General features: G+C 60.0%; 5 protein-coding genes. All 5 read right to left on the minus strand.

Going from position 1 to position 11,048, the window contains the following annotated elements; translation table 11 throughout:
- Positions 1–7 precede the first annotated feature (7 nt).
- Positions 8–6,373, minus strand: a complete 6,366-nt coding sequence (locus NUG20_RS11010) for a tetratricopeptide repeat protein (protein WP_263398342.1) — start codon at positions 6,371–6,373, stop codon at positions 8–10.
- A 26-nt stretch (positions 6,374–6,399) separates the two neighbouring features.
- On the minus strand, positions 6,400–7,158 hold the full coding sequence (locus NUG20_RS11015; RefSeq protein ID WP_263398343.1) for a helix-turn-helix domain-containing protein: 759 nt from the start codon (positions 7,156–7,158) through the stop codon (positions 6,400–6,402).
- Between the two features lie 37 nt (positions 7,159–7,195).
- Positions 7,196–8,614 carry a carbon-nitrogen hydrolase family protein gene (locus NUG20_RS11020; protein WP_263398344.1) on the minus strand — a complete coding sequence of 473 codons (1,419 nt, stop codon included), beginning with the start codon at positions 8,612–8,614 and terminating at the stop codon, positions 7,196–7,198.
- A gap of 292 nt (positions 8,615–8,906) precedes the next feature.
- Positions 8,907–9,629 (minus strand): hypothetical protein, encoded by a 723-nt coding sequence (locus tag NUG20_RS11025; RefSeq protein ID WP_263398345.1) that lies wholly within the window; start codon positions 9,627–9,629, stop codon positions 8,907–8,909.
- A gap of 349 nt (positions 9,630–9,978) precedes the next feature.
- On the minus strand, positions 9,979–11,040 hold the full coding sequence (locus NUG20_RS11030; RefSeq protein WP_263398346.1) for a helix-turn-helix domain-containing protein: 1,062 nt from the start codon (positions 11,038–11,040) through the stop codon (positions 9,979–9,981).
- Positions 11,041–11,048: the final 8 nt, after the last annotated feature.

Here is an 11,048-nt window from a genome sequence, read left to right on the forward strand (position 1 = left end):
TCCATAATCAACCTAGCCGCTGTGCAGACCCTTGAAGGCAGATGATTGTCTTGGCCAGAGTACGTCGCAACATCGGGCGCGCATCGCACATCACGCCAGCTACATGCAGGATGTGCTGAGCATCGTCTCGTGAGAGATCCCGGGACATGAGGTGCTCTACCCACTGCTTGACTTCCCTTGCCCAGTTTTGCTCAACGGCATCGGATCCGCAGGCCATCAGGCCGGCATAAAGGCGTAGTGGCAGTGGCGTAGAAGTATGTCGCGCAAGCAGATTCTTCACTGCCGTTGCAAATTGGGCGTTGCGTGAACTTGCAGCTGTAAGGGACAGGCGGAACAGCAAAGCCGGCGTTTGACCTGACTCGAGCAACGCATCGGATAGATCAAGCTCCTTGACGGAATTATTTAGAAGTTCGACATGTGTCTCGGGTAGTCCGCCTAGTCCGGCCAGGTGCGCCGCCGTTAATATCCTTTCCCACAATGGCAGGGAGGCGTCCTCGAGGTTTGCCGCCATGGAGTCCAGGAGCTCGTTTGGCAGGTTCTGAATGTCCTCGGAGGACCCCTCCAAGGGACCTGGCAGCCCGCTGAACACGCTGATACGACATGACGACAAGGACTCGGGATCCTCGCCAAATATCAGCTTGCCGCTGTCAGTTCGCTCGGCTTCGTCGCGCTTTGGTGCGAAGGCATTCAAGGCGCGGCCAACCAGCTCCTGTTTCAGTTGCCCGACCGACAGCATGAAGCCCCCCCATCGCGGCTCTCGCCACATGTCGGCGAGCGTTGCGTTCTGGAATTTTCCCATCGTCTGCTCAGCCCAGGTGGCAAACGCCTCACTAGAGGCGCCTGTCTCGGCAATGGTACGTTCGATAAGTGCTGCGTGCGCAATGGACGCCAAACGGCGCCAATACACCGGGACGTCAGTAAACAGGCCGGACGTATTGAGTTGGCCATCGACCGCAGCGACGATCGCCACCGCGAGCCGCAAGCGATCGGATTGATCGCTGACAAGGCCAATGAAGTGTTCAAGCAACTCCTTGGTCAGGTCTTGAAGATCCGAAAAGACATCGTCGCGCGTCGCAATGGCTTCGAGCAGCCCGGTCAGCGACCATAGATCGATACCCGGCAACAAGGCTTTCACCAGCTCGCGCAGGCAGGACGACGAAAGACCTGCGATCGCTCCTACCGGAGTAAGCGAAGGATGGGAGGAACGTACCAGGTCGAAGCCGATCTGTTCGGGATCGCTGGTCGCCGGCAACAATCGGACGGCCTGGGAGAAAATCTCCAGCGACCCATGTCCTGGCCACGGCGGCACCAGTCGCTCGTAGTAACGGCGCCTCAGTGGAATCAGCACTGCACGCTGGGTGCTGCCTTGCTCTATAGAGTCCCGGAACCTTTCAACAAAGGCGCTAGGCGTATCATTGAGATCGAGGGCAATGCGTGGGAAGTGGAAGGGATTGGCGGGGCCAGCGTGTATCTTCTCTGCCCAATCCGCTACATCGCCCCGCTCCAGGCGCGCCAAGCCAAGCAGCTCGGCGAAGTATGCGTCGCGTACCTGCGCCTCCTCGGACACCAATGGCGCATAGCGGACCGTAAATTGCCTTCCGGTTGCCGGATGGCTGCAAAAAACCGCACTCCCCTCGGCAATCGACAGTTTCCATGTCTGCCCATCGACATCATCCACTGTAACGTCGTTGTTCTGGGAATAGAGCTCTTTCACCGCGCCGTACAGCGTCTGAGTATCAAAACTCGGCTTGCCCTCGATATGGACGGTGACCCGCGTCGTCCGGCTGAGGCCGAGACCCCCGAGGAAATCGTCGTCGTCCAGAACACGTTCGCGTACCGATGGCGGTAGACTCGCGACCATGTCCTTGGCAAGCACCGCAGTCGCGGCTTCGAGATCGACGTGGTGAAAATTCTTTTCCTTGATAATGGAATCGATGCGTCCCAAGTGGTGGATCACGTTCTCGCACAGGACACTGAACACCTGAGGTCGATCGTCTTTCATTTCCTTCAGATAACGATCTTCCAGCCAACTGTTGTAGGCTTTCCGCTGCGGCTTCGTCACGGAGAGCATCAGGAATCGCGCCAATGTCAGCGCATCCAACGTGACGAACCTAGAGTCGTTCCATTCGCCTGGCAAACGCCCGGAAAACCCATCGAGACGACTAAGTTCGACCAGCCATGTGGACTTGGCGCCAGATTCCCCAGCATCCCCTGAACGCTCCCAGATCGCCACGACCGCTTTGCTGATTTGCTGCCCGTGGTTGGACAGCCAAGGTGCCTCATCGGGCGTCAAGACAATTTCCGCGGCCTGCGCGAGTTGATGGCTCTCACGTATCGCACGGGCTGCTGCCGATTCGACTAATAATCCTTCTCGCATGACGGAGGCGTCCAGCGCCGCTGTGAGCTCCTCGACGGTGACGGGAATGAACTGATACCCGGCCTGCCGCAGTCGGGTCCGGGCGTGCTGCCATTCCCGGTTGTCGATGCTTCCGGCATCAAGCAGCCAATCCAGTACTTCCAGCGTCGATTTGCAGGCTACATTCTTGTTATGGCTGTCGGTGATCACGGGATGTCGATTGGCCGCACGATCATCCACGACGATAGCTTCCAAACCTCCTTCGTGCTCCAGCAACTGAGGCAGTAGGAAACGCGGCGCGTCATCGCCTTCTAGTTCCCGACCCACCTCGCGATTGGGGCGACGCAGGCTATGCACGATCTTGCGGGACTGGCCGTCATGGACGAACTTTCTGACCGAGTCGATGGACTTGGTCACTGACTGGCTGGTCGAATCGGATTGGTCAAGCGCAGAGGCCTCGGCCTGCTTATCGGGATGCACGAAGAGGCGATACCCGGCCCGGACCAGCGATGACCAGAGATCGAGCCACTGGATGTACGCGACGCTGACGTCGTCGAGATAAAGTGTCGCGCCAGCAGGAATCTCGCTGTCGTGTGACCAGCCGAGATCTTTTCGCTTGAGATATGATTCGCCACGATCATAGGCCGAGTCATCGATCGCCCCGTGCGCCTTGAGGCTTCGAAGCAGCTCGATGGTGCTGCGAAACAGGGGCGCATGTTCGCCAAAATTGGCATCCTGCGACGACAACGAGCCAGGGCGGTGCAGCGGCGCAGGCCGAATGATGTAGGCCGCACGACCCGCCTGCGCATCTTCTTGCGCCGCATGGACAAATTGCGCCAGGTCCTGCCCTATTTCCGGCGCCAGCGCGTTTGCGAACTGGCCATTTGCTGCGGTGACATGCACCTCTCGCCGCGCTATAGCGCTCAATAGACGCTGGGCGTCGTAGACCCGGCTGGGCTGATGAAATTGGATCTCGTTCTGTTCATTGAACAGCCATGGGCCCGTGGAATGAGGCAGGTATATGCGCGGGAAGACATCAAGCAACCGCGGCAACAGCTCCAGATACCCTAACGTGAGAAGCGCCGTCTGGTCGAGCGCGATGACCTGTGGCCGGGGAGCCGCGGAGCGCGCCAGGCCAAAAAAGGCAGTGATCACGACACGGAAACGTGGGTCGCGTGCCAAACGGTTCGCCTCCGCCTGACCCAGCATAAGCGCAGCAAGCGGTTGCCGGGCTTGCTGTGCCGCCAAAGCAAGGAACATCTTTGCGTCGGCGACGCTACTCCACAATTCATCCGAGCGCTTGCGGTGCTCTGGAATCATCTCGATCAGCTCGGACAGCGATCTTTGATATACCGGACCCTCTGGGCCCGACAGCTCTACCGCGGATCTAAACCAGTCCGCGACGACGACCTCGTCGTCCCAGCGGCCGCGCATGGCGACCAGATAGCAGCCAAACAAAATGTTGGGATCACCGGGACTGGCCGACGCGGCGGCTGTCGCCAAGCGCTTGGCTGTGGAGATCCGATTGAACGCGGTAGCCAATTGCGCGAATCGGAGCTGGTCTTCCGCAGAGAGTGATGCATTGGCTTGGGCCTGCTCCAGTAACAGGCCCACCTGGTCCCAATCGCAGGAGTACAGGGCCAGTTGCAACGCGATTTCACTGGAGCGCTCGGCCAGTTCCGTGGCTTTCTCGGCCAGAGCTCGCGCATCCTCCCACCTCCCTCGACGGAAAAGCGCATCGAAATACATTCCTGAAAGCACCTGAGACTGCTCGATCAGTGTCGGATTCGCGTCGAGGAAGTCGACGATCTGGTCCCATTGGTTCTGCTTGGCCAGCAATCGGAGCCACTCTTCGGCATGGTCGTGGTCCCGCGTTTGCTTGAACAGCGATTCTGCCAGTTCAGTCGCCTCTTCCAATTTCTTGGCACGCACCAACGCCCGGATCAGGTTACGCATGGGGCCGGGGGAGCCATCTGCAGCGACCGCAGCACGAAGGCTCGCGAATGATGTTTCGTCATCTACGGGCCCGATTTCCAGCTGCAACTGCGTCCGGACAAAATCGGGCAGATCGGACGCCTTCGCGAGTGCGACGGCTGCTTCTTCCAGTCGCTCGGACTGGATCAGCCCTTGGATCTCGCGGTGCTGAAGAAATGGCACTGAGAAATACGGCTTGAACTGGTCGTGAAGGGAAGGCCACTGATCGATCCATTCCTTCGCGTTGCTCGACAACAACAGCGCCAGCCGCGCCCTCGCGTCCTCATAATTCAGGCTGCCGTACAGTTTTCCGCGCCTATCGAGTTCTTTGGCCAGACTGGACAGGTCGATTTGAACGCCTGCCTGGATGGCCAAGGGAATCCACCGCGTGTCGTGACCGGAGTTGTCCCAGAGCTGGGCCACCTCCGTGGCCGCGGCGCTTTGGCTCACCCGGTCGCGCAGCCGCAGCCAGAGCTCGTACTCCTGGGCCGTGGTCGCGATCTTGCTCATTCCAAGCGTGTTGGCGCTGGCTTGGAACTGGGCAAATAATTCAACTGCTTTGCGACGCGCTTTGAGTCCATTCGGATCGTCGACCAACGGCATTTCGTCGGCAATCGGTGGGCCATGCAGCACAATCCATCTCATGGGTTCCGGAACGCCATACGCCAACGCCACGTGGGCTCCAGCCCAAAACAATGCCGGGAGTGCCGGTGGTGCTTCCTCCGGCACGCCTTCCCACCATGCCAGCGCCTCTTGCCACCTGCTGCGCTGCAGATGGTCCCAGAGGATCAGGAAACTTCCATCGGCATCGAAGTCCGATGGGGTGAGCGCGCCTTCGGTTACCCAAGGCCACCCGTCGCCCCCCTCGCCCTTCCTGGCGATGGCATACCGAATGGTCATGGATGTCCCGCCGCGTTCGTCCTGGATGCTCCGCAAGGCCTCACCCGAATTCTCCTGGGCTTGGATCAGGGCGGACACCAGCCTGACGTGTTGCTGTGGCGCCAACGACTGCGCTTCCTCGAGCATGGAGCGCGCAGCGCCCGCATCCTCTTCTGCGAGCACCCTAGCGGCCCAGCTCAACGCCAGCGCCCTCAACTCCTTGTTCGCGATCTGGTTCTTTCCGCCGTTCCTGACATCGCCTGCCAACTGCCTAGCCGTGTCCTGCGGCAACGCCTCCGGAAAGAAGCGCGTGACGCGCAGTGCGTGCAGTCGACGCTCGGTGTCGCCGTTGATCGCCTCAATCGGCGGATTCCGGGCAACTGCCGAATCCCTGACCAGTTGGTCGTACACCTCGATGGGCAGGGTCTTGTTGGTCAGGGTGGTTAGCAGGTCGCGCAGCTGGCCATAGGTCAGCCGGCGATGTTCCGATTCGGGCTCCATCGACGCGCGTTGGACTGCGGCAATGACCGCAGGTAGGAGTCGCCTGTTTTCAGCCCAGCTGCCGCCAATCTCTTGCTGGACGATCGCAGCCAGCCCTTCCGTCAGCGCATGTTCGAGCGGCGCGGAAGATGGGGCGTTCGCCGCCCAGGTAACCTTACAAATCAAACCGTCGACAACATCTTGGGGCGCCTTCTGCGTTAGGAATGCCGACAAACGGCCACCTGCTGGCGCGAGCGCTTCCAGAACCGCGATGAGGGGCGCTGAATCACCGCCCTCCCGGACCATTTCCCAGTATTCCAGTGCTGCCTGGCCGTCGACTTGATGGTCGCGGGACTTCTCCTTCCCGATGCCAGCCGTGGTCCTGTAGACGAACGAAAAATCGACCCCGGGATTCCGGGCCGCGATATCAAGGACGCGCTCCAGGTAAGTGATGGCACCGGTCAGCGTCAGGCTTGCGGAAACGTGGCGGACCTGTTCCACGTTGACCATAGCCCCGTCATCGACGGCGAGATCCTCTAGGTCCTCGACCCTCAGGATTTCGCCCGGCTGGAGCTTTAGCCACGCCAGTGCCGTGACGACGTCCTGATAGTAGTACCCGCGCTTGCTGGCGACCGCATCGGTTCCAGGAACCCCCTGCAGTTCGATCGACCGACTACTGTTCACGTCCGGCTCCAAGAGGTTTCCGTTGATCAGGCGACCATCGCCATCCCCTGCTCGATCTGGGGTTCGACCGCCCAGGCAGTACGTCGCCTGGATGCCATGGGAGGCGTGATGAGCAATTCCTCCGCCGGTTCCGAGTGCAATGCAAAAGAAGCCACCGGTGTGACGATCGTTGCGCTCCTCCCTGCATTGAACTCGCATCCACGGATGATCGTCGTGGCGATCTCGCTCGCCACCCGCTTGGTTTCGGCTTCGGTTCGCATCATTTCGCTGCGCGACGGATGCACCGCTCGCCAGCCGGGCTGCAATTCGCCCAGAACATCCAGGCCCAGATCCGTCATGGCGTAGACGCGCGATTGGCCGCTTCGCCGCGATTCCACCACGCCGAGTTGCTCTAGAAGGGTTATCCGGCGATTGAAATTACCTCGGTCGGCATTCAACAGTGCCGCCAGTTCCCGTTGGGTCGGCTCCGGGGCCGATCGTCCGATCAAGGCGATTTCGTGAAGGGTCTGCACGCCATCCTTGATGTCCTTCACTCGCGCGACGGCGTCATTCAAATACTGGCGCTGGTCTGCGGTGGCGAGGAGTTGGGTAAAGGTGGTCGCCACACCCAACTCATAGGAGATGCGATCCGGCTCTCGTCCTTCCATCTGGAGCGTGTCGGATGCGCGCAGCAACGCGGCTCGCGCTTGGCCAAGCAGTTTACCGATGCGCTCCCCGTCGGGGCGCTGCAAGCCAAAGAGCGTCGGCTCGAGCAGTTCCGCGAGTACTTCGGATTTGAGCCGCATAGAGCGCCTTAACAATTGTCAACAATTGTATGCACACTTAAACCTTGCGATCAAGCGTCGCCAACCAGGCGATAGGCTCCCCTAACCCGTCAGGGGCTAGCCCCTCCCAAGTCACGTCGACCCGGGGCGCCGAGCGAATTTCGCCGAAATGCCACCACTCGTCAGGGGTTTTTTCCCATGTGACCAGGGCGGCGGAATTGGCCACGATGCTTGTCGCTCCGGGGTGGCGGACGAACTTCATCGCAGCGTCGGTAATCCACGCTTGGGCGGCGGCGGAAGCCCGTCCCCCGCTCATGATGGGAACCAAGAGGGTGGTCGCACACATGCCTGAGATTACTTGTGGGTAGGGCTGGTGCGCGACAAAGTCTTCGCAGGTCAGCACAATCAGGCGCAGAGAAGCAGTCAGGTCCGCGACAACCAATTTGCGCGGCTCGATGTCGATCGCCTCGGTTCTGTCGGCCAGCTCGAGGTTGCCCAGAGGGTAACCGGCTTTCGCCTGCTCGGCCTGAGTGAAGCGGTAGGCGTGCATCTTGTCCTGGCACCAGAGTTGCTCGCCGTCCGGATCCAGGATCGTCGCGCGGTTGCGCGTCAGGCCACCCACTGGCGACATCCGAGTTCCGGCCAGTACGAGCAATGGCATCGGACCGCCTGCGGCGGTACGCTGCCGTAAAAGAGCCATCAGCGAGGCATGCAGTTCGGGACCCGAAACTAGTTCCGGTAGCAGAAGGAGATCAATGCCCCGGGCCAGCAGAAGGTCCAGCGCTGCCTGCAAGCGCGCTTGCAGCGTGGCCATGGCTTCAAGATGTTCGGAAACGCTGTATCGATACTGTCCTACCTGATGCCAGGCGAGTTCAGAAAACCCGTGCACGGTCGGAATGATGCCGATGGAGCGCACGCCCTCCATGCGCCGCCTGGGCACGTCCAGCATGGGCTCATAGGCGATCTCGAAACTGGGCGGCAACTGGACGACGGTCAGGACATCCAGCAGATCCGATAGATATTCCTGCCCCCTCAACACGGGATCGGCTAGGCGCCGCGGCTTGGGGAACGCATGCAAGTCGCCCGACGAGAACAAGGGATTACCCTGCTGTAGCCGTGTCCGAAGCGCCACCAGCATCTCGTTGTCGTGCGCATGGAAAACCTCGCCCAAATGCACGCCGCGGAACGCGGAATCGAGCACGCGGAGTGCAATGACCAGATCCCTTGAATTTTCACGAGATACCTGCCCGGTACGAATTATGTCTTCCAGCGCCTTGTCGAGGTCAGCGACTGGCAGCGGGTTGAACGGCTTGCTAGCCGCCAAGCATTCCCGCAATTCCTGACGCCAAGTTGCGATCTGGGCATCTGATTCGGGCCCGTCTACGGGGCTGCTCTCGACCAGACCGACCCACCCGAATTTGCCGTTCGGAGAGGCATCGATGAACCTGTACAACTCCATGAAGGACTGATCGAGCATTAGGCCTTCTTGAAGTTTTTTCTTTAATGACTCGGCGCTCTGAGCAATAGTCACGATACCCGGCCCTTCGGGTGTAAAGATAGAATTTAACCGGAAATGAGCTACTCAGTGCTATGGCGAGTGTCTGGCATCTGCTTTGGGTCTGAAACCACCCTCCCCACCCTCGATAAATCTCCCTAATCCCTGCCCCCGATGTTTACTTTCGGCCGGCAGCGGGCACTGAGCGCCCTGAGTTAAGCCAGCCTGCGTCCAGTGAGTGAGACCGCGAAGCGGGCTCGGCTTGAACGAACTGTTAGGCGGATGCCGTATATTTGGCTAGCTCGTTCGGGTCCTCAATCCAGTGACTATTTCTAACCTTCGATACTTCCCAGACTCTTGCGCTGCACAACGACCCATGCGTGTCTGATAGTGAGCAAGACGCAGCCAGTTTTGTGCGAAATGAACTTGCGATTGGCACTTTGCCTTGGAGTGCCTTCACCGTTGCCCTTACAGAAGGGCAGGCACTGAGCTGGTTCAAGCTCCAAAGCTCTGACCCAGTTGATTTGATTTTGTCCATAACTGGTTTGTCGCCACCTCGCGTATCGGTCGTAGCGACCCATGAGTCCTTGGTAGACAGAAGGGCGACGAACGCGAAAGATTCGCTCATGTTGTAGAGCGCAGCTGCACGAACAAAATCTTTCACAAGGTGTGTTCGCCGGTTGCTACTGTTTCTAATGTCAGCTTGCCGCCACCATTTCAGTTCCGTGCCGCCTACTAAGGTTTCAGCGGCCGCTGATACGCGATAAATAATTAGGTCAACGGCAGCATCCGACCATTCGTCTGGCTCAATTTCGCGGCTCAGCAGCCACGCTCTTTTCTGTTTTGCGCCGATTGACGCAGCGGCAACTACCAAAGCGTCTCGAAGGGTGATTTCACCGATGCCCTTCAACGAATCAGTAGATATGCCGTGGGCTGCATGAGAACAAAGCATCCATGCGATCGATTCGGCTAGGGCGGAAATTTGTGATGGCAGCACTCAGAGACTCCCTCATAAGCTTAACTACCTAACAGCCGGACCCTTGAGTCCGGTTTATCCGCAGCGCACCGTGTGACGGCCTATCCCCTTGATGCGACTCAATCTTATGATGGCTGGATCCGCTTAACAAGCTGAGGTACAACCGGACCCGCTGTCCAAGTTGGCGAATCCGCTTCCGGCCAGAAGCGTACATCTGCCCTACCCCCGATAAACATGCATAATCACCCAATCCAAGCTCCCGCCCCTCCCCGCACATTTCGCCGGGCAATTCTGGCGCTGCGCCGAATCTGCATCTCCAAGCGGTGAGGCGACGCATGTCCAGCGGTCTGCAAGTGTCGGTTCTTGCCATTCACGGCGTGATGGAAGCGACGGACTTCTGGCCTGATGCCCGGCTTTCGCGCGAACGGGCCAGGGCGCGGAAGTCCCGGGGCGGCATGTCATACGCGCGGCGGAACGCGTGGTTGAAATCCGCCGCACTCCTGAATCCCAGGCCGTAAGCGATCTCCACGACCGGCGCCTTCGGGAATCGGATGAGTTCGTCCGCGGCCTCGCGCAACCGGCGATTGCGGATGTAGGTGGCCAGGCCGCCTTCGTGCTCGAACAGGCGATACAGCGCGGCGCGGGACAGCTGCGATGCATCGACGATGCTCTCCAGCGATAGTTCCGGCTCGTGCAAGTGGTGCTCGACATGCCGCCGTACCCTCCCGAATACCGCAGCGCGGATCGCGGCGCGCGCGTCGCCACTCAGGCCGCACTGTTTGGCGAAGGCCCCGACGATCAGGTGCGCGCATGTGGCCATCATCGAGCGGGCTTCAGCCACGCTCATCGTATCGATGCTGCTGGAAAGCGCCTCCAGTTCGCCGAGAAACATGCGCGCGCACGGCGATGCGTAGTCGATCACGCGGCCATGCAGCGATTCCGCATCGGGCAGCACCGATTCCACCAGTGCGCGCGGCAGGAACAAGGCCATGACCTGGCTCCTGCACTCCCGCTCCATGCGCATCGTCTGGCCCATGTCCAGCGCCAGGATGCCTGGTCGGGATTGCAGCGCCTTGCGCCGTGGATACAGACCGGTTGTGGTTTCGACGCCGCCGCCCCCCACCAGCAGCACGTGAAAAACATAATCGCGCATGGTGTCCGTGGAAATTTTTGGCGCCGTGCGGGTCTGCGTGATCGGGTCGGTGCTGGCGTGGAGAAACCTCATGCCATCGACCAGATAATGGTCGAGCGTGGCGCGAAACCCGTCAGCCACCTGTGCGTGCGACACCGCTATATCGAGAAAAGAGGAGGTTCGATCACGCCACGCCACCAGTTGCTGCGTTCGTGCGACGTCGCGTGTGCTGAAGTGGTGGTGGATCGGCGCGCGAGCGCTTGCCTCGACCTCGACATGGCTTGTGCTGTTGCTGGTCATCCCGGGCC

The sequence above is a fragment of the Xanthomonas sp. CFBP 8443 genome, from assembly GCF_025666195.1.
Classification (GTDB): domain Bacteria; phylum Pseudomonadota; class Gammaproteobacteria; order Xanthomonadales; family Xanthomonadaceae; genus Xanthomonas_A.

Bases quoted from the DNA above. Each gene is read 5' to 3' on its own strand.
- NUG20_RS11030 (WP_263398346.1), bottom strand. From the start codon at position 11,040: ATGACCAGCAACAGCACAAGCCATGTCGAGGTCGAGGCAAGCGCTCGC.
- NUG20_RS11020 (WP_263398344.1), bottom strand. From the start codon at position 8,614: ATGCTCGATCAGTCCTTCATGGAGTTGTACAGGTTCATCGATGCCTCT.
- NUG20_RS11015 (WP_263398343.1), bottom strand. From the start codon at position 7,158: ATGCGGCTCAAATCCGAAGTACTCGCGGAACTGCTCGAGCCGACGCTC.